Genomic DNA, 18,253 nt, shown 5'->3' with positions numbered 1-18,253 from the left:
CAACAACCCGTCTCAGCCGACAACACCTTTCCAACGCGCGACCTGCGCACGCACCTGTTCAGGCGCCGTGCCACCAAAAGAAACGCGCGAAGCGACCGAGTTGTGAACACCCAAGACCTCGAACACATCCGCAGTGATTGCAGCATGTACTGATTGCATATCCTCAAGCGTCAGATCAGGCAAATCACAGCTGCGCGACTCAGCCATTGCGACCAGTGATCCCGTCACGTGATGCGCATCGCGGAATGGCATGTTCAATGCACGCACCAGCCAATCCGCCAAATCGGTGGCCGTCGAGAAACCACTGCCTGCCGCTGCCTCTAGGCTCTCACGGTTGGCGGTCATATCCTTGACCATGCCTTCCATCGCGGCCAAGGCCAGCATCAGGTTATCCGCCGCATCAAAGACCTGTTCTTTGTCTTCCTGCATATCCTTGGAATAGGCCAGCGGCAGCCCCTTCATCACCATCAACAACGCAGTGTTTGCCCCAAAGATCCGGCCGATCTTGGCACGGATCAATTCCGCCGCATCGGGATTCTTTTTCTGCGGCATGATCGACGATCCGGTGGAAAAACGATCCGACAGCGTCACAAACCGGAATTGGGCTGAGGACCAGATCACCAATTCTTCTGCAAAGCGGCTCAGGTGCATGGCACAGATCGACGATGCGGCAAGAAATTCCAGCGCAAAATCACGATCTGACACGGCGTCCAATGAATTTGCCGCAGGCCGATCAAAACCAAGCGCCTCGGCTGTCATATGGCGATCAATCGGGAATGACGTCCCAGCCAACGCAGCCGCGCCCAATGGCGATTCGTTCATCCGCTTGCGCGCGTCTTCAAAGCGCGACAGATCGCGACCAAACATTTCGACATAGGCCATCATGTGATGGCCCCATGTGACAGGTTGCGCGGTTTGCAGGTGTGTAAAACCGGGCATCACCCAATCTGCACCCGCCTCTGCTTGGGTCAGCAGCGCCTGCATCAGGGCCCGAACACCACCCATCGCGGCATCCAGTTGGTCCCGAACCCATAGTTTAAAGTCGGTCGCAACCTGATCATTGCGGCTGCGGCCTGTGTGCAAACGCCCCGCAGGCTCGCCGATCAACGCCTTAAGGCGCGCCTCGACATTCATGTGAATATCTTCAAGCGCTGTAGAAAATTCGAACCGACCGCCCTCAATTTCTGACAAGACGGTGAGCAGGCCTTCCCGAATGGCCTTGGCATCGCTATCTGTGATGATGCCCGACTTGGCCAACATGGCTGCGTGGGCCCGAGAGCCGGCAATGTCCTGTGCTGCCATCCGTTGATCGTATCCGATCGAGGCATTGATTGCCTCCATGATCGCATCCGGTCCTGCGGCAAAGCGGCCGCCCCACATCTGGTTCGAGGTATCTTTGGTCATCTGGATCGCCCTTCGGAGGGGTTATAAATAATGTCTAAGTCCGCGTTGGTTTACATGGCCCTTGCTCTGGGTGCAATTGCAGGCATCGCCTTTGTCGTGATGCGCGATCCGGCCCCTGTCGGCGGGTCATTGGACACAACCGAAGTGGCCGCCATGCGCAGCGGTGATATGAAAAAGCTGAATTTTCATCCAGAGCTGCGCGCGACCTCTGACAAACCATTTGTCACAGACGGCGCGCCAGTGTCTTTGGCCGATTATCGCGGCAAAATCGTCTTGCTGAATTTTTGGGCCACGTGGTGTGCCCCCTGCCGCAAGGAAATGCCGATGCTTTCGGAGCTGCAAACCGAACTGGGCGGAGACGACTTTGACGTCGTGACGCTGGCGACGGGGCGCAATATGGTGCCCGCCATGAAGAAGTTTTTTGAGGACATCGGCGTGCAGAACCTGCCGCTGTATCGCGATCCGAAACAAGACGTTGCGCGTGATATGGCCGTTTTGGGCCTGCCTGTCACGGTATTGATTGATCGCAACGGATTCGAGATCGCACGTTTGCAAGGCGACGCGGATTGGAGCAGCGAAAATGCCAAGGCGATTTTGAAGAACGTCATTCGCACGTCCAAGCCTCAGGCCGAGTAGATGGTTGACCGCAGAGTGTGAGCCACTGCGTTAGGCTCCGTAGAGTGTATCCCAACGTTCTATCAGGCGTTGCTGTAATCCTTTGGCCTTGCGGTTCCATGTGCGCGCCCCTTTAGGGCGTTCACGATCCTCGGCACGCAAGGCGCGGCGCGCACTTGTATCTGCAGCAAAAATCGCAAAGGCCAAAAGAGTGCCATCATGCGCCTTGATATAGCCCGCCAGCCCACTCACAAAGTTGAGGGTGCCTGTTTTGGCCTGAACTTTTACTGGCGAGTTTTTCTTCACGTTCCCTTTGTGATCCCGCAATTTGATATCTTTTAGAATCGGCTGCAACTCGGCCCGCCGCGCCGCTTGGGACAGCGCCTTGACCAGTTCCCCGGCCTGAACACGCGACGCCCCGCCCAAACCAGAGTGATCCACCAGAGCAGCATGGGTCATTCCCAGAGATTGCGCGGCCCATGTATTCATCGCCTTGGCAGAGCTTGCCAACGACGACACGGGCACACCGCGCGCCTTAGTCGCCGCCATCCCAACCATTTCCGCAGTAATATTTGTCGAATACTTGAGCATCCCACGCAAGATATCGCGCAACGCCGCGCTCTTGTGGCTGGCAAGCGGGCGACCTGCAGGGGCGTTCATGGTTTTCTTGGGCTTTTTCAAGACGATGCCATGTGCCCGGGCCAGCGTCTTAAACACGTCTCCGGCATAAAGTTCTGGGTTGCGCACAGGAAGCCAGCGCGCGCCGCCTTTGCCCAGCGCACCGCGTGCGACGGTCCACTGATCCACATTTGCACGGTTTTGATAGGTATAAACGGGCATATCGCGCGGCTTGACCTTTATTTTGGACGACGTAACTGCCGGGCGATACTTGTTGCTACGCGCATCCATCGCCACCGCATAGCCATTGGACGATCGCTTCCATTCGAAATGCACACGGTTGAAATTCAGACTGAGCCCCGAAATAGCTGGGCTGTAACTAACGTGATCCGGCTGATCGGGGTCAATTGTGCGCACTGACGGCAGCGCGCCGCCGTAGACCAGAAACTGTCCTCGGACCTCACGCACACCTGCCTTTTTCAACTTTGCGGCCATGGCTGCCAACGCGTTGGTATCAAGCGTCGGATCCCCCCCGCCGACCAGCACCAAATCGCCCCCCAGCACGCCATTCGACACGGTACCCGTTCCGACCAGAGTTGTGGTAAATCTGTGCGCGGCTCCTAAAACGTCAAGCGCGTACATCGCGGTCAAGGCTTTGGTCACACTGGCCGGAGGCAACCCAGTTGCGGCCTGATGCCCCTCAAGTACTTGACCACTTTGGAAATCCGCCACGGCAAAGGCCACCTGACCACTTAGGCCAGAGCCTTGGATCAGGACATCCGCATTCGGAACCACGCGTTTGCCAAGACTACCGGGCCTTGGCACAGGGCGCAGCGACCGCGTTGGCGCATCCGCCCATGCTGGCAAAGACACCGACGCTAGAAATCCACCCAAAAATACGCGACGCGAATACCCATTTTTCATAATTTAGACCCTACCCCCAGCGCGGGGCGCGGTTCAAGCACTTCAGCAACACTTTTTACCGTGTCGCCAACATGTTATGGGCGCATCATGTTGAAAATTTTTGTGCTCATGTTTGTGGCTATGTCGATGATCCCTGCTGGAGATGCTGCGGGCAAAATTTTGACAACCGACCACAGCGCCAGCCCGCTGTTTGTTGCGTGGTCGCGATTTGCTCTGGGTGCGTTGGTGGCGTTGCCATTGGCGCGCCACGACACTGTGCGGCTATTGGGGAACTGGCGTATCTGGCTGCGGGCCTGCATGCTTCTTGGCGGGATCACATGCATCCAGATCGCGTTGCAAACGGCCCCGATTGCAAATGTGTTTGCGGCTTTCTTTATTGGCCCGATTTTCAGCTATGTGCTCTCTGTTTTTCTGCTCAAGGAATCAGTGACCCCGTTCCGAAACATCATGATGGGGCTTGGGTTTCTTGGGGTGCTCTTGGTGGTCCGCCCCGGTTTTGAGACCTCATCCGGCTTAATGTTTGCCGCCATGGCGGGGCTGTTCTATGGGACATTTTTGACAACCTCACGATGGCTTTCGACCATCGCACGTCCGTCAAGCCTTCTGTTCACACAGTTGTTCATTCCCGCTCTGTTGCTGACCCCGTTTGCCTGGGCGCTGGTTCCCGATGTGACCCTTGCGGTCACGGGCCTGACATTGGCCAGTTCGCTGTTCTCGATGGGGGGCAATTTCCTGTTATTGTTCGCCTATGCGCGTGCTGATGCGACCACACTGGCGCCATTTGTGTATTTTCAACTATTTGCCGCCACGCTGCTGGGGTGGGTCTTGTTCCAAGACCTTCCGGATATGACGACTTGGCTCGGCTTGGCTCTGATTATTGGCGCGGGCATCGCTTCGGCAACCTTTGGCGCACGGGCACGTCGATCCGACACCTAGCGTCTGCAATCGCGAGTGGCGCACCCCACCTTTAATCCTGCGTTTTCTGCCACGCCCCCGTTGCGCGCAGCTCTGTGGAACTTAGGTCCATCATCGGAACGTTCACAAAACACCATGCGGGGGCCTCGGCCCCACCCAAGAGCGTGCTGTGACGGGCCGATAGACGCGCGTGACGGTAAATGCGCGCGGCAGGTGCCGTACGTGCCTCGACCCGATCCCCAGGGCGCGCCAACACACCAACGGGGACGCGTTCCATAATGTCTCGCCAGTCTTTCCATCGGTGGAATTGCGCCAGATTGTCGGCCCCCATCAGCCATGTGAAACGCGCCTGTGGAAACTGCTGTTGGAGCGCTGCGATCGTCTGCGCGGTATAGCGTGTTCCGGCGCGCGTCTCAAAATCGCTGATGTGTACCCGCGGGTGCTGCATCATCTGGCGCGCCACGGTCATGCGACGCTCTAATGCTGCAGGGCCGTGCTCTTTCAACGGGTTTCCGGGCGACACCAACCACCAGACACGATCCAGATTGAACCGCTTGAGCGCCTCGCGTGTGATATGCGCATGCCCTTGGTGCGGAGGGTCAAACGAGCCCCCAAGCAAACCAATGCGCAATCCGCGAAATCCGTTCTGTATTAATCCCATATCCTCCTCTACGTTGTCTGCAAGATGGAAACAACAACCTGCGAAACCGGAACTGGCCCGTGGTAAAACACTTGTTGCTAAAAATCGCGATCCTCTGGGCCCTCGCCACCCCTGTCTATGCCGACAAAGAAGCCGACGTGACGTATATTGTCGAGCAAACCATCACCATTGCGCATGTGGAACAGGTGCTCAGCGATCAAAAGCGGGCCGTCATGTTTGAAGCCGTGCGCAGGCTGGGCAGGATTGGCATCGACATAAGCGAACCCGAGCCATTTTTCGATCTGCTCTTTAGCGAGTTCTCAGAAGAGCTTGTAATTGCGATGCGCACCCAAAAAGCAGCGTTCTACCGCTCGCATTTTTCGGCAAGCGAATTGCGCGACATTGCAAGGTTCTATGCCTCACCAACAGGGCAAAAGCTGGCGGCTGAGTCCGCGTTTCTGCTGAAACAAGCCGTCGTGCATGCGCGACTCGCCACGCAAGAAGCCGCCAATCACGCCCCCCATCGGTTGGCCATCAAGCTGCGCGATGAGAACATTCTGTTGGAAAACAATCCCGGTTTGACACAGGCCTTTATCGAAGCCTTTGAATGAACGCGTAAATTATTTGCTTCACGGCGCGATCCTTGCAGCGTCCTGATAATGACGCAGGACGTGATTGCCCCCACCCTCACCATTCGTTATCACACCCGCTAACACGTTTTTCCCATCACGGAGCGATCCCCATGGCAGCTTACCAATACGTCTATCACATGCAGGGTGTGTCCAAGACTTACCCCGGCGGCAAAAAATGCTTTGAAAATATTCACCTGAGCTTTCTGCCCGGCGTAAAAATCGGTGTCGTCGGTGTCAACGGCTCCGGTAAGTCGACCTTGATGAAAATCATGGCTGGCTTGGACAAAGACTTTACAGGCGAAGCTTGGGCCGCCGAAGGAGCCAATGTCGGCTATCTTCCACAGGAACCAAAGCTCGATGAAACCTTGTCTGTGCGTGAAAACGTCATGCTGGGTGTGGCTGCGAAAAAGGCCATCTTGGATCGCTACAACGACCTTGCGATGAATTACTCGGACGAAACCGCCGACGAAATGGCCCAACTGCAAGACCAGATCGACGCCGAGAACCTCTGGGATTTGGACAGTCAGGTCGACGTGTCCATGGAGGCCCTGCGCTGTCCACCGGATGATGCAAAGATCGCCGACTTGTCTGGCGGTGAGGCCCGCCGTGTCGCGCTGTGCAAACTGCTTCTTGAAGCGCCTGACATGCTTTTGCTTGATGAACCGACCAACCACTTGGATGCCGAAACCATCGCATGGCTGCAACAGCACCTGATCGACTACAAGGGCACCATCCTCTGCGTCACGCACGACCGGTATTTCTTGGATGACATCACCAGCTGGATCCTTGAATTGGACCGTGGCAAGGGCATCCCCTACGAAGGCAACTATTCTGCATGGTTGGAGCAGAAAGCCAAACGTCTGGAGCGTGAAGCAAAAGACGATAAATCCAAACAAAAAACACTGGAACGGGAATTGGAGTGGATGCGTCAGGGCGCCAAGGCTCGTCAGGCCAAGTCCAAAGCGCGTATCACCGCCTATAACGAGATGGCCAACCAGTCCGAGCGCGAAAAAGTCGGCCGCGCCCAGATCGTTATTCCAAACGGTCCACGTCTTGGGTCCAAGGTGATCGAGGTCAACGGAATCTCCAAGCACTATGGGGACAAACAGTTGATCGAAAACCTAGAGTTTTCGCTGCCCCCCGGTGGGATCGTCGGCGTAATCGGCCCCAACGGCGCAGGGAAATCGACTCTGTTCAAAATGCTGACTGGTCAGGAACAACCTGACGAGGGGTCCGTGGAATATGGCGATACGGTCAAGCTGTCTTATGTGGATCAGTCCCGGGATGATCTGAAAGACGATGAAACCGTTTGGCAGGCAATTTCAGGCGGCGCCGAAATCATCGAACTGGGGGATGCACAGGTCAATTCTCGCGCCTATTGTTCGTCGTTCAACTTTAAGGGTGGCGATCAGCAAAAGCCGTTGAACCTGCTGTCGGGTGGTGAACGCAACCGCGTGCACATGGCGCGTTTGCTCAAAGAGGGTGGCAACGTGCTGCTGCTCGATGAACCGACCAACGATCTTGATGTTGAAACCCTGCGCGCGCTCGAAGACGCCCTTGTCGATTTTGCAGGCTGCGCCGTGGTTATTTCGCACGACCGCTTCTTCCTCGACCGGATTTGTACGCACATGCTTGCGTTTGAGGGCGACGCCCATGTCGAATGGTTCGAAGGAAACTTTGAAGATTACGAAGAAGACAAAAAGCGCCGCCTTGGTGCGGATGCCCTTGAACCCAAGCGAATCAAGCACAAAAAGTTTGTGCGTTAATCACGCCTAACATTTACATGGCCTCGCCCGTTTTTCAGGCGGGGCCATATTTTTTCCAAACGCGGCCCCATCACACCGATATGGGGCTTGTGTAAACCTCAGCCCCTAGATTTGGACATTTTCGTCCCCAATGGACGCGCTCAGAGTGAAAATATCGGTCGCGACACGCCACAACTGTGCCGCGTTTTCGGGGTAACACACGCGCAACGACGCCTTGTCATCGCCAGACTTTTACAAAAGAAACCTTGCAATGCCCGGCAATCCCCCCCATATCGCTTTTGCAAACGTTTTTCTATTTCGACCACTGTCTCCTTCATACGGCGTTCAGTCTTTCGATCCAGACGACTACGCCGAGCTGCCGCATCCTGCGGGCAGATTTATTAGGAGACTACGGATATGGCTACTGGCACCGTAAAATGGTTTAACACAACTAAAGGTTTTGGCTTTATCGCACCCGACGGCGGCAGCAAAGACGTGTTTGTACACATCTCAGCTGTTGAGCGTTCCGGCCTGACAGGTCTGGCTGACAACCAAAAAGTAACTTTCGACATCGAACCAGGCCGTGACGGTCGTGAGTCCGCTGTGAACCTCGCATTGGCATAAGCCTAAGCGTTGAAAAGTTAGAAGCCGCGGCTGCATCTGCACGCCGCGGCTTTTTTTGTGTTCTACACCCTGTGTTTCAGTCTTCTTTGGGGACCGCGCGCGGGTTCCCATGCTCGTCAATGGCGACATAGGTGAACACGGCTTCGGTGACCTTTTCCGTGGCACGCCCGTTAAAACGCACGACCCAAGCCTCAATCCTGATCGCCATCGAACTGCGGCCAATTCTCTCGACCCACGCCCACACACACAAGATGTCACCGATCGCGACAGGTCGAATGAATTTCATGGCATCCACGGCAACCGTGGTGACACGTCCCTGACCACGCTGTGCGGCCACGATGCCGCTGGCGATATCCATCTGGGCCAAAACCCATCCGCCGAAAATGTCCCCATTCACATTCACATCAGACGGCATCGCCACTGTGCGCAACGTCGCTTCGCCCTCGGGTTTGATCTCTTGGGTCATGACCATATCCTTTTGTTACTTTGGGTCAGTCTAACCCTATGGAAAACGCTGCGAAAGCTGGTAGAAGCACGCATACTCCGGAGGCCCAATGCAATCTTTCGACATAATCGTGATCGGCGCTGGTCCCGCAGGCAGTTGCGCCGCGTATTGGGCCAGTCAACAGGGACTATCAGTTGCCCTGCTCGACAAAGCCACATTTCCAAGACACAAATTATGCGGAGGCCTGTTTACCGAAAGAAGCCGCCACACGTATCAAGACATTTTTGGCCGCGATTTTGACATGTCGCGCGCTGTCACCCGCACGCAAATCGCATTCTGGCATGACAATACGGAACTGGCCGTGCTTAACGGCATCCCTCCGCTGCATCTGACAATGCGATTGGAGTTGGACAATACGTTATACAAAAATGCGATCGCAGCCGGTGTAAATGATTTCACTGGCCGCGCACTGTCTGAACTTTCTGACACCACCGTGACATTTCGAGACGGCGAACGCCTGACGGCAAAGATCATCATTGGCGCAGATGGGGTGAACTCTGTGGTGGCCCGCACGTTGTTTGGCAAAGCCTTTGACACAGAGACCATCGGGTTTGGCCTTGAGATCGAAGCCTCGACAGACGAACAAAATCCGTTGGAACACCCCTTGCGGATTGATTTTGGATCGGCGGCTTGGGGCTATGGTTGGTCGTTTCCAAAACAACACAGCACCACAGTTGGGGTTGGCGGATTGCGCGCACCCAACCCAGATATGAAAGCGCATTTCTCCAAGTATCTGCGCGATCTTGGATTGGACCCAGACACCACGCGCTTCAAAGGGCATCACCTTCCATTTGGTGATTTTCGCAAAATACCGGGGCGCAGAAATGTGCTTTTGGCCGGGGATGCTGCCGGGCTGGTGGATCCGATTACAGGCGAGGGCATTGCGCTGGCGATGAAAAGTGGTCAACTCGCGGCCCAAGCGGCGGTGGATGCGCTGGCGCAAAACGCAGCAGACACTGCGCTTGCGCGATATCAATTCAGCCTGCGTCCGATACACAAGTCTTTGAAAATTGCCCGTATGCTGCGGCGCATTATCTTTGCCCCACGATGGCAGGTCGCGTTTGTCGCCACCTTTCGGAAATCCGGCACCGTCCGTATGCAGTACATGCGCCTTTTGGCCGGCGAGGTCGAATACCCAGAGCTGGGCCGCAGTGTCCTGCGGCGCCTGCCCCGATATGTGCTGAACGCATTTCGGCGCTAGAGGGCGCCGCGCACCCACTTGACGATGGCCGCTGCGGGCATGGCCCCTGATTGACGCGCCTTTTCCTTGCCGTTGGCAAAGGCCGCCATCGTCGGAATTCCGCGAATACGGTATTTTGCACCGGCTTGAGGGTGTTCTTCGGTGTTGAGTTTTACCAATCGTGCCTGACCAGCCAAGTCATTGGCCGCCTGCGAAAACTGCGGTGCCATCTGGCGGCAAGGACCACACCAAGGAGCCCAGAAATCAACAATCAAGGGCACATCATCGTTGCGCGACGCTTTTTGTAGGGTGGCCAAATCAATCTCTGGCACCTTTGTGGCAAACAGCTTGGCACCGCATGTACCGCACTTGGGCTGGGCACTTAGCTTTTCCTGAGGGACGCGATTGACTTGGGCGCACTCAAAACACGTGATTTTCTTACCGCTCATATTCGCAACTCCGCATACATATTCAGCTTTTCACATATAGTACCTGCGTCAGGAATGTGAACCCCTGCAAAAGCAAAGGGGCCAGAGGTTTCCCTCTGGCCCCTATCCGCGCTCCCCGCGGTTTAAGACTTAGTTCAAAGCCTTATCTGTAATGGCATGGGTCCATGCGCCTTCTGGCATTTTGGAAATAACCGGATCCGAACCGCCAGACATCAGGCTACCGACTGTGCGCTCATACGCCGCCGGATCAAGCGCGCCGTTGCCGCCCGCCGTCAGTTTGGCCACTTCGCCCATCATACGTTTCTGATGCTCTTCGGTCTGTGCGCCCGATGCATCATTGTCCAGAACGATCATTGCTGCATCATCCGGGTTTGCTTCGGCCCACTTCCAGCCCTTCATCGACGCACGCACAAAGCGCACCATTTTGTCCTCAAAGGCTGGATCCTTGAGGTTTTCTTCCATGACATACATGCCATCCTCAAGTGTTGCGACGCCTTGGTCTTCGTATTTGAAAACCACAAGGTCATCCGCTGTCAGGCCAGCATCGATGATCTGCCAGTATTCGTTATATGTCATCGTCGACACACACGCCGCCTGCCCTTGCAGAATTGGATCAACGTTAAAGCCCTGCTTGAGGACCGTGACACCGCCATCAGACCCGTCGGTGGCCAGACCCAGTTTGCTCATCCAGCTTAGGAACGGATATTCGTTGCCAAAGAACCAAACGCCAAGCGTCTTGCCGGCGAAATCAGCAGGCGACGCAATGCCTGCATCCTTACGACATGTGAGCATCATGCCCGAAGACGTGAAGGGTTGCGCGATATTCACGATCGGCAGACCTTTTTCACGCGACGCCAAGGCCGATGGCATCCAATCCAGAACCACATCAGCACCGCCACCCGCGATCACCTGAGCCGGGGCAATATCAGGGCCACCGGGCTTGATGGTCACGTTCAGGTCTTCCTCGGCATAGAACCCTTTGTCCAAGGCCACATAATATCCGGCGAACTGGGCTTGCGTCACCCACTTAAGCTGAAGCGTGACGTCGTCTGCGGCTTGTGCCATCGATGCGGCAAGCCCCAGCGCGGCAGCGCTCAGTGTTTTTATCATTGTTTTCATTTATTCTCTCCTTGTTGAACTGTGCTTATTATATCTTTTTTGCTCAGCCTCGTTGCGACGGGTGCCAGAAGGTCACTGCTTTTTCCAACAGCGCGACCCCGCCATAAAATGCAGACCCAACCACAGCAGCAACGACAATTTCGGCCCACACCAGATCCAAGGCAAGCTGCCCCACTGATGTTGAAATCCGAAACCCCATGCCGCGAATGGGCGATCCAAAGAACTCTGCCACGATCGCGCCGATCAACGCTAGGGTTGTTCCAATCTTTAGACCGTTAAAGATAAACGGCATGGCCGCAGGCAGTCGCAGTTTAAACAGCGTCTTCCAATATCCGGCCGCATAGGTACGCATCAAATCGCGCTGCATACTGTCCGTTGCCTGAAGCCCCTGCACAGTGTTGACGAGCATTGGGAAAAACACCATCACAACCACAACAGCCGCTTTGGATTGCCAATCAAACCCGAACCACATCACCAAAATGGGCGCCATACCGATAATTGGCAGGGCCGCCACAAAGTTCCCGACAGGCAGCAAGCCGCGCTGGAGAAACGGAAATCGATCTACGCAAATCGCCATCGCAAATGCAGACCCACACCCGACAATATATCCGGATAGCGCCCCCTTAAGCACGGTTTGCACAAAATCGACCCATAGGATGTCAGTCGAATTCGCAAATCTGATGGCGATTTTAGACGGGGCGGGCAACAGCACGGGCGAAATATCGAATCCGCGGACGACGCATTCCCAAATCAAGATCAACGTGACCCCGAAAATAATCGGCACAAGCAATCCTGTTGTGCGTGTTCTGGGAAGGCCAGACAAATAGACATTTGCGCCCCACCCCAATAGCCAAATGGCAAGTCCTGCAATTATCCAGCTCATTGCACCATCCCCATCCGCTTAAGAACCACGGCTTGGATCATCCCGATGATCCCCACAAGTGATGCAGCCAAAGCCGCTGCCATGATAAGCGCACTCCAGATTTGAATGGTTTGCCCATAATAGCTTCCGGCCAGCAAACGCGCCCCAAGGCCCGCGACGGCCCCTGTTGGCAACTCGCCAATGATGGCCCCAACCAATGCCGCCGCCATCGCAATTTTCAGCGAAGTAAACAGATACGGCATTGAAGACGGCAGGCGCAATTTCCAAAACTGCTGTGACCCACTTGCACTCCAGGTCTTCATTTGATCCAGCTGCATGTGATCCGGGCTGCGCAGCCCTTTGACCATGCCAACCACCACAGGAAAGAACGACAAGTACATTGAAATCACCGCTTTGGGCAGCAATCCCGAAATACCGACGGCGTTCAAGACCACGATGATCATCGGAGCAATGGCCAGAATGGGAATGGTTTGACTAGCGATCACCCACGGCATCACGCTCATGTCCATTGTCCGATTATATACGATCCCCACCGCCAGAGCGATTCCAAGCGAGGTGCCCATCACAAACCCCAGCAAGGTCGAACTGAGCGTCACAGAACTGTGATAAATCAATGAACGCTTGGATGTGACTTTCTTTTCGACCGTGGTTTTCCAGATTTCCGCCCCGACCTGATGCGGTGCGGGCAATTTGGGTTTCTTTTGGCTCATCGTGTCTTTGATGATCTCGGACGTCGTCAGCTCTACGCCTGCGCGCTTGGCCTTGTCTTTGGCCCAAGCTGTGTTCAGGCCCACCGCCGCCGCATACCACAGGACAAAAATGGCAATCACAACGACAATGATGGGTCCGATTTTATACCAGAACTTGCCCATCATACATCGTCCTCGTGCCCAGCACGCAGACCATCCCGCACACGGTGGGCGATCTCGATGAACTCTGGCGAGTCCCGAATATCCAGCGGCCGCTCTTTTGGCAGAGTGCTTTCGATGACGTCGGTAATCCGCCCTGGACGAGGGCTCATCACAACGATCTTGGTCGACAGATACACCGCTTCGGGGATCGAGTGCGTCACGAAACCAATGGTTTTGTTGGTGCGTGCCCAAAGTTCCAAAAGCTGTTCATTCAGGTGATCCCGAACGATTTCATCAAGCGCGCCAAAGGGTTCATCCATCAATAGAATATCTGCATGGAACGCCAAGGCCCGCGCGATAGAGGCGCGTTGCTGCATCCCCCCCGAGAGTTGCCAAGGAAATTTCTTTTCAAACCCATCCAGATGGACCAATTCGAGCACTTCTTTCACAGCGGCATCCTGTTCGGATTTACTGGTGCCCATAATTTCCAGCGGCAAGCGAATGTTACCGCCAATGGTGCGCCACGGATATAGCCCCGCATGCTGGAACACATATCCATAGGCCCGCGCCTTGCGCGCCTCTTCTGCGCTGACGCCGTTGACCGTGATTTCACCCTCGGTGGGTTTTTCAAGGTCTGCCATCACGCGCAAAAATGTGGTTTTGCCGCAACCGGATGGGCCAATAAAGCTAACAAAGTCGCCTTTATTGATGTCGAGATTGACGTCCTTAAGTGCATGCACGGGACCGTCGTTGGTTTGAAACGTCAGCGATAGGTTTTTGGCGCTGATCACAGGGTCGGTTGTCAAAATATTTGCTCCGCTGGCCGAGTGTGGCTGGCTTGGGCCGCTCTGGCATTGCGCCAAAGCGGCAGTTTCCTAGATCCCGGCTGGGATGTTCATTGGGTTCCGGTTGATTTGCTTGGGCGCGGTCAGCTCTTTCCACTTGGAAAGCGCCACGTTCGCACTTGGGAAGGCGGGGCGCGGCACAAAACGGCCTCGGCCCGGCTGTGGCTGGCTGTTTTGCCCCCATGCCCAGATCACTTCGCCTCGGCTGAGGGTATAGCGCGACTGGGCTTTGACCTCAAAACCTTCAAACACGTTATAGTCCAGCACCGAATGATGGTTGGCTTGGCTGATGGTCTTGCTGATCTTTGGATCCCATACAACGATGTCTGCGTCGGCCCCTTCTACAATCGCCCCCTTCTTGGGATAGATGTTCAGAATCTTGGCCACATTGGTCGACGTTGCCGCGACAAATTCATTTGGTGTCAAACGACCGGTTTCAACGCCTTCCGTCCAAAGCACGGCCAAGCGTTCTTCCAAACCATTAGAGCCATTCGGGATCATACAGAAATTGTCTTTGCCCATCAGCTTTTGTTCGCTGGTAAAGGCCGCGTGGTCGGTTGCAACCACTTGCAATGATCCAGATTGCAAACCAGCCCACAAGGATTGCTGGTGTTCTTTGTTACGGAACGGAGGAGACATCACGCGGCGGGCCGAATGCATCCAGTCGCCTTTGAAATACTCGCTGTCGTCCAGTGTCAGGAATTGAATCAGCGGTTCGCCATACACGCGCATACCTTTTTGACGCGCACGGCGAATGGCCTCGTGGGCCTGTTCGCAAGACACGTGCACGATATACAATGGCACCCCAGCCGCATCCGCAATGGTGATCGCACGGTTGGCCGCTTCGCCCTCGAACTCTGGTGGGCGAGAATAAGCGTGGCCTTCGGGGCCGGTAATGCCCTGCTCCAGCATCTGTTGCTGCATGTCCGCCACCAGATCGCCGTTTTCGGCGTGCACCATTGGCAGCGCACCCAGTTCTTTACAGCGCTTGAAAGACGCGAACATTTCGTCATCTTCAATCATCAACGCGCCTTTATAGGCCATAAAGTGCTTGAACGAATTCACACCCATGTCCACGGCGTCTTTCATCTCTTCGAACACTTGCTCGTTCCAGCCAGTGATCGCCATATGATATCCGACATCGGAACAAATTTGCGGCGCCGACTTGCGATGCCATTCATTGATCGCATTCTTGATGGAACCGTCTTCTCCGGGCAGACAGAAATCAACCACCATGGTTGTGCCGCCTACAGCCGCAGCCCAAGTACCGGATTCGAATGTCTCGGCCGCCGTCGTGCCCATAAAGGGCATCTCAAGGTGGGTGTGCGGATCAATCCCGCCAGGGATCACATAGGCCCCCTCGGCATCGATATATTCATCTCCCACCAAATCTTCGCCGATTTGCTTGATGATCTCGCCTTCGATCAGAACATCGGCTTTCCAAGTGCGATCCGCCGTACAGACCATACCGCCTTTGATGACTTTGGTTCCCATTTTCACTCTCCCTGCGCGCAAGGGTCAATGCCCCTGCATTTTATGTCGAAAACATCCGGCGGGTTGGGGACAGCGTCATCCCCAACGCCAGATTGCATCACTCTACAATCTCCGCTGTTTCCAGCACAGCGTGCAACATCACATCCGTACCAGCGGCCGCCCACTCGCGCGAAATTTCTTCAGCCTCGTTATGCGAAAGCCCATCCACACAAGGGCACATGATCATCGCCGTCGGGGCCACCTGATTGATCCAGCAGGCATCATGACCAGCACCTGAAATCAGGTCGCGGTGGCTGTATCCCAAACGCTCGGCGGCATTACGCACAGCCGTCACACAGGTTTCGTCAAACGCCACCGGATCAAATCCACCGACCTTTTCAAAGGCAATGGTCAGCCCCATGTCATCGGCAATTTTCTGACCCTCCACGCGCAGGCGCGCTTCCATGTCTTCTATCACAGACAACTCGGGGCTGCGGAAATCCACGGTGAACACCACTTTGCCGGGGATCACGTTGCGCGAATTGGGATAGACATCGATATGTCCTGCGGCCCCCACGGCGTGTGGTGCGTGGCTCCATGCAATCTCGTCTACTTTCTGCAGAACCTTGGCCATTCCCAGACCGGCGTTTTTACGCATCGGCATCGGCGTAGAACCGGTATGGCTGTCTTTGCCTTCGATGGTGACTTGCGTCCACGACAGCCCCTGCCCGTGGGTCACAACACCAATATCCTTGCCCTCGGCTTCGAGAATGGGCCCTTGTTCGATATGCAATTCGAACATGGCATGCATCTTGCGCCCGCCGACAGGTTCGTCCCCACGCCAGCCGATACGCTTGAGTTCATCGCCAAATTTCAGCCCCTCGGCGTCTTCACGGTCATAGGCCCACTCTTCGGTATGAATGCCGGCAAACACACCCGACGACAGCATTGCCGGCGCATAGCGCGTGCCCTCTTCGTTCGTCCAGTTGGTCACAACAATCGGGTGTTTGGTTTTAATCCCCAGATCCTTGATCGTGCGCAGCACCTCTAGTCCGCCCAGCACCCCCAGTACACCATCGTATTTGCCCCCAGTGGGCTGTGTGTCCAGATGAGACCCCATATAGACGGGCAATGCATCAGGGTCCGTGCCGGGATATTCGGCAAACATATTGCCCATCGTATCCAGCCCCATCGTGCAACCGACCTCTTCGCACCACGTCTGAAACAACGCGCGGCCTTCACCATCTTCATCGGTCACGGTTTGGCGATTGTTGCCACCTGCCACACCGGGACCGATCTTGGCCATCTCCATCAGGCTGTCCCACAGCCGATCGCCATTGATCTTGAGGTTTTCACCGGGTGCCGACATATTGTTCTCCCTTGTCGTTTGGCGCATGGGCCTTGGGCCTCTTGCAATCGCGCGCATCCTGACCGTATGGTCAAGTAAAGACGAACACAGCCTGACCAACCGGTCAAGTTTTTTTATTGGACCCATTTGCCCATGCCCCAATCCAAACGCCCCAACAGCAAGAAAGAGCGCCGCTTAGAAAACGAAAAGCTTATTTTGTCAGCAGCAGAAAAAGTCTTTGCAGAGGCAGGGTTTGGCGGGGCGACGATGCAATTGATTGCGGATATGGCGGGGCTGCCCAAGGCAAACCTGCATTATTATTTCCCAACAAAAGAATCTCTGTACCGGCAAGTGGTGCAAAACATCTTTCAAACGTGGTTACAGGCCGCAGACATCTTTGATGCCGCCGAAGGACCCGAAGAAGGAATCGGCGCATATATCGATGCCAAGATGGAAATCAGCCGCCGCCATCCGGCTGGATCCAAGGTCTGGGCCTCAGAGGTCATGCACCGCGCCCCTGTCATTCAGGACTATTTGGAAACCACATTGATGGAATGGACAGACGGGCGCGCCAAGATCATTGACCGCTGGATTTCCGAGGGGCGCATGGCCCCGATAAACCCGCGCCATTTGCTGTATATGCTCTGGGCCACCACCCAGCATTACGCCGACTTTGGGCATCAGATCGAGACCCTCAACGGGGGAGAGGCACTCACCGATGCGCAGTGGGAAGACGCCAAGACCTCGATCAAACAGATTATCTTGCGGGGCATAGGGGCAACAGGCTAAGCTGAGGAAATCGCACAGTTTGCACAGTATTTTTCTTTAATGACGGCATGTTCAATATATGGCTACGACTTCTGCATCGCCCAACAAGAAAAGCCGCATTCAACTGCGAAACCGAAAACGGATTTTAGACGCAGCCCTAGAGGTGTTCTCGAGTCACGGATATCGCGGCACAACCCTTGATCAGATCGCAGAGACGTCGGGGCTCTCAAAACCTAATATTCTGTATTACTTCAGCGGCAAAGAAGACATTCATGTGTCCTTGCTCAACCAACTCATGGAAAGCTGGCTTGACCCGCTAGAGCGATTGAAACCTGACGGGAACCCGCTCGAGGAAATTTTGGCCTATGTGCATCGCAAGCTGGAAATGACTCGCGAGTTTCCCAGAGAAAGCCGGTTGTTTGCCAATGAAATCCTTCAGGGGGCGCCGCGCATGGCCCCCCATCTTGCGGCGGGTCTCAAACCGTTGTTTGACGACAAAACCGCCCTCATTCAGCATTGGGTTGATGCTGGTGACATTGCCACGGTCGACCCAAGGCACTTGATTTTTTCGATCTGGTCCACGACCCAGCACTATGCCGATTTCGAGGCCCAGGTCGGCGTCTTGATGGCGGGCGAAGACGGTGTTCTGGACGGCGCGTCCGCGTATCTGGACAACATGTTTCGCAAGCTCTTGACGCCCTGAACATATCGCCAG

Annotated in this window: 19 protein-coding genes; 8 read left to right on the top strand and 11 right to left on the bottom strand. The window is 55.3% G+C overall.

Going from position 1 to position 18,253, the window contains the following annotated elements:
- Positions 1-12: 12 nt before the first annotated feature.
- Positions 13-1,404: an argininosuccinate lyase gene (gene argH / locus FAP39_RS00610; RefSeq protein WP_138014423.1), complete on the bottom strand. Its 1,392-nt coding sequence runs from the start codon at positions 1,402-1,404 to the stop codon at positions 13-15.
- 30 nt (positions 1,405-1,434) lie between these two features.
- Between argH and FAP39_RS00605 the strand changes: the two genes are divergently transcribed.
- On the top strand, positions 1,435-2,040 hold the full coding sequence (locus FAP39_RS00605; protein WP_138014422.1) for a TlpA disulfide reductase family protein: 606 nt from the start codon (positions 1,435-1,437) through the stop codon (positions 2,038-2,040).
- A gap of 30 nt (positions 2,041-2,070) precedes the next feature.
- Here FAP39_RS00605 and dacB read toward each other — a convergent pair whose 3' ends face one another.
- Entirely contained in the window at positions 2,071-3,561 is a 1,491-nt protein-coding gene (dacB, locus tag FAP39_RS00600; protein ID WP_138014421.1) for a D-alanyl-D-alanine carboxypeptidase/D-alanyl-D-alanine endopeptidase, read from the bottom strand.
- A gap of 87 nt (positions 3,562-3,648) precedes the next feature.
- On the opposite strand from dacB, the gene FAP39_RS00595 reads away from it, so the two are divergent.
- Complete coding sequence (locus FAP39_RS00595; protein ID WP_138014420.1) at positions 3,649-4,497, top strand: DMT family transporter; 849 nt, start codon at positions 3,649-3,651, stop codon at positions 4,495-4,497.
- A gap of 31 nt (positions 4,498-4,528) precedes the next feature.
- On the opposite strand, the gene FAP39_RS00590 is transcribed toward FAP39_RS00595, so the two are convergent.
- Positions 4,529-5,137 carry a nicotinate-nucleotide adenylyltransferase gene (locus FAP39_RS00590; protein ID WP_138014419.1) on the bottom strand — a complete coding sequence of 203 codons (609 nt, stop codon included), beginning with the start codon at positions 5,135-5,137 and terminating at the stop codon, positions 4,529-4,531.
- Positions 5,138-5,196: 59 nt separating this feature from the next.
- On the opposite strand from FAP39_RS00590, the gene FAP39_RS00585 reads away from it, so the two are divergent.
- From FAP39_RS00585 to FAP39_RS00575, 3 genes are all read left to right on the top strand, one after another.
- Entirely contained in the window at positions 5,197-5,727 is a 531-nt protein-coding gene (locus FAP39_RS00585) for a DUF2059 domain-containing protein (RefSeq protein ID WP_138014418.1), read from the top strand.
- 131 nt (positions 5,728-5,858) lie between these two features.
- Entirely contained in the window at positions 5,859-7,514 is a 1,656-nt protein-coding gene (ettA, locus tag FAP39_RS00580) for an energy-dependent translational throttle protein EttA (protein WP_138014417.1), read from the top strand.
- Between the two features lie 396 nt (positions 7,515-7,910).
- The gene (locus FAP39_RS00575) at positions 7,911-8,117 is read left to right on the top strand and encodes a cold-shock protein (protein WP_024092327.1); all 207 of its coding nucleotides are present in this window, start codon (positions 7,911-7,913) and stop codon (positions 8,115-8,117) included.
- A 76-nt stretch (positions 8,118-8,193) separates the two neighbouring features.
- On the opposite strand, the gene FAP39_RS00570 is transcribed toward FAP39_RS00575, so the two are convergent.
- Entirely contained in the window at positions 8,194-8,583 is a 390-nt protein-coding gene (locus FAP39_RS00570; protein WP_138014416.1) for an acyl-CoA thioesterase, read from the bottom strand.
- Positions 8,584-8,671: 88 nt separating this feature from the next.
- Here FAP39_RS00570 and FAP39_RS00565 point away from each other — a divergent pair, with 88 nt between their 5' ends.
- A complete protein-coding gene (locus FAP39_RS00565; RefSeq protein ID WP_138014415.1) occupies positions 8,672-9,823 on the top strand; it encodes a geranylgeranyl reductase family protein in 1,152 nt (383 codons plus the stop codon).
- Here the strand turns inward: FAP39_RS00565 and trxC are convergent.
- The 7 genes from trxC to FAP39_RS00530 form a co-directional block, all read right to left on the bottom strand.
- Positions 9,820-10,251, bottom strand: coding sequence for a thioredoxin TrxC (gene trxC, locus FAP39_RS00560; RefSeq protein ID WP_138014414.1), 432 nt, complete (start codon positions 10,249-10,251; stop codon positions 9,820-9,822). The two genes, FAP39_RS00565 and trxC, sit on opposite strands and share 4 nt — an antisense overlap.
- 129 nt (positions 10,252-10,380) lie before the next feature.
- Positions 10,381-11,370, bottom strand: coding sequence for an ABC transporter substrate-binding protein (locus tag FAP39_RS00555; protein WP_138014413.1), 990 nt, complete (start codon positions 11,368-11,370; stop codon positions 10,381-10,383).
- A 43-nt stretch (positions 11,371-11,413) separates the two neighbouring features.
- On the bottom strand, positions 11,414-12,253 hold the full coding sequence (locus FAP39_RS00550) for an ABC transporter permease (protein ID WP_138014412.1): 840 nt from the start codon (positions 12,251-12,253) through the stop codon (positions 11,414-11,416).
- Positions 12,250-13,128, bottom strand: coding sequence for an ABC transporter permease (locus FAP39_RS00545; protein WP_425471382.1), 879 nt, complete (start codon positions 13,126-13,128; stop codon positions 12,250-12,252). Before FAP39_RS00545 ends, FAP39_RS00550 begins: the two co-directional genes overlap by 4 nt.
- Entirely contained in the window at positions 13,125-13,910 is a 786-nt protein-coding gene (locus tag FAP39_RS00540) for an ABC transporter ATP-binding protein (RefSeq protein WP_138014411.1), read from the bottom strand. Before FAP39_RS00540 ends, FAP39_RS00545 begins: the two co-directional genes overlap by 4 nt.
- 69 nt (positions 13,911-13,979) lie before the next feature.
- The gene (gene hydA / locus FAP39_RS00535; RefSeq protein WP_138014410.1) at positions 13,980-15,443 is read right to left on the bottom strand and encodes a dihydropyrimidinase; all 1,464 of its coding nucleotides are present in this window, start codon (positions 15,441-15,443) and stop codon (positions 13,980-13,982) included.
- A 97-nt stretch (positions 15,444-15,540) separates the two neighbouring features.
- Positions 15,541-16,791: a Zn-dependent hydrolase gene (locus tag FAP39_RS00530; RefSeq protein WP_138014409.1), complete on the bottom strand. Its 1,251-nt coding sequence runs from the start codon at positions 16,789-16,791 to the stop codon at positions 15,541-15,543.
- A gap of 132 nt (positions 16,792-16,923) precedes the next feature.
- On the opposite strand from FAP39_RS00530, the gene FAP39_RS00525 reads away from it, so the two are divergent.
- Positions 16,924-17,559, top strand: coding sequence for a TetR/AcrR family transcriptional regulator (locus FAP39_RS00525; protein ID WP_138014408.1), 636 nt, complete (start codon positions 16,924-16,926; stop codon positions 17,557-17,559).
- A 58-nt stretch (positions 17,560-17,617) separates the two neighbouring features.
- Positions 17,618-18,241 (top strand): TetR family transcriptional regulator C-terminal domain-containing protein, encoded by a 624-nt coding sequence (locus tag FAP39_RS00520; RefSeq protein WP_138014407.1) that lies wholly within the window; start codon positions 17,618-17,620, stop codon positions 18,239-18,241.
- Positions 18,242-18,253 lie beyond the last annotated feature (12 nt).

The sequence above is a fragment of the Shimia litoralis genome, assembly GCF_005518135.1.
Classification (GTDB): domain Bacteria; phylum Pseudomonadota; class Alphaproteobacteria; order Rhodobacterales; family Rhodobacteraceae; genus Shimia_E; species Shimia_E litoralis.
The sequence above is the reverse complement of the archived record's forward strand: the minus strand, read 5'-3'. Positions and strand labels throughout refer to the sequence as shown.

What these genes read in the sequence shown, in the direction of transcription:
- FAP39_RS00605 (WP_138014422.1), top strand. Translation starts at nt 1,435, where the DNA reads ATGTCTAAGTCCGCGTTGGTTTACATGGCCCTTGCTCTGGGTGCAATT.
- ettA (WP_138014417.1), top strand. Translation starts at nt 5,859, where the DNA reads ATGGCAGCTTACCAATACGTCTATCACATGCAGGGTGTGTCCAAGACT.
- hydA (WP_138014410.1), bottom strand. Translation starts at nt 15,443, where the DNA reads ATGGGAACCAAAGTCATCAAAGGCGGTATGGTCTGTACGGCGGATCGC.
- FAP39_RS00590 (WP_138014419.1), bottom strand. Translation starts at nt 5,137, where the DNA reads ATGGGATTAATACAGAACGGATTTCGCGGATTGCGCATTGGTTTGCTT.
- FAP39_RS00520 (WP_138014407.1), top strand. Translation starts at nt 17,618, where the DNA reads ATGGCTACGACTTCTGCATCGCCCAACAAGAAAAGCCGCATTCAACTG.
- dacB (WP_138014421.1), bottom strand. Translation starts at nt 3,561, where the DNA reads ATGAAAAATGGGTATTCGCGTCGCGTATTTTTGGGTGGATTTCTAGCG.
- FAP39_RS00550 (WP_138014412.1), bottom strand. Translation starts at nt 12,253, where the DNA reads ATGAGCTGGATAATTGCAGGACTTGCCATTTGGCTATTGGGGTGGGGC.
- FAP39_RS00530 (WP_138014409.1), bottom strand. Translation starts at nt 16,791, where the DNA reads ATGTCGGCACCCGGTGAAAACCTCAAGATCAATGGCGATCGGCTGTGG.
- FAP39_RS00595 (WP_138014420.1), top strand. Translation starts at nt 3,649, where the DNA reads ATGTTGAAAATTTTTGTGCTCATGTTTGTGGCTATGTCGATGATCCCT.
- FAP39_RS00545 (WP_425471382.1), bottom strand. Translation starts at nt 13,128, where the DNA reads ATGATGGGCAAGTTCTGGTATAAAATCGGACCCATCATTGTCGTTGTG.
- FAP39_RS00555 (WP_138014413.1), bottom strand. Translation starts at nt 11,370, where the DNA reads ATGAAAACAATGATAAAAACACTGAGCGCTGCCGCGCTGGGGCTTGCC.
- argH (WP_138014423.1), bottom strand. Translation starts at nt 1,404, where the DNA reads ATGACCAAAGATACCTCGAACCAGATGTGGGGCGGCCGCTTTGCCGCA.
- FAP39_RS00525 (WP_138014408.1), top strand. Translation starts at nt 16,924, where the DNA reads ATGCCCCAATCCAAACGCCCCAACAGCAAGAAAGAGCGCCGCTTAGAA.
- trxC (WP_138014414.1), bottom strand. Translation starts at nt 10,251, where the DNA reads ATGAGCGGTAAGAAAATCACGTGTTTTGAGTGCGCCCAAGTCAATCGC.
- FAP39_RS00565 (WP_138014415.1), top strand. Translation starts at nt 8,672, where the DNA reads ATGCAATCTTTCGACATAATCGTGATCGGCGCTGGTCCCGCAGGCAGT.
- FAP39_RS00570 (WP_138014416.1), bottom strand. Translation starts at nt 8,583, where the DNA reads ATGACCCAAGAGATCAAACCCGAGGGCGAAGCGACGTTGCGCACAGTG.
- FAP39_RS00575 (WP_024092327.1), top strand. Translation starts at nt 7,911, where the DNA reads ATGGCTACTGGCACCGTAAAATGGTTTAACACAACTAAAGGTTTTGGC.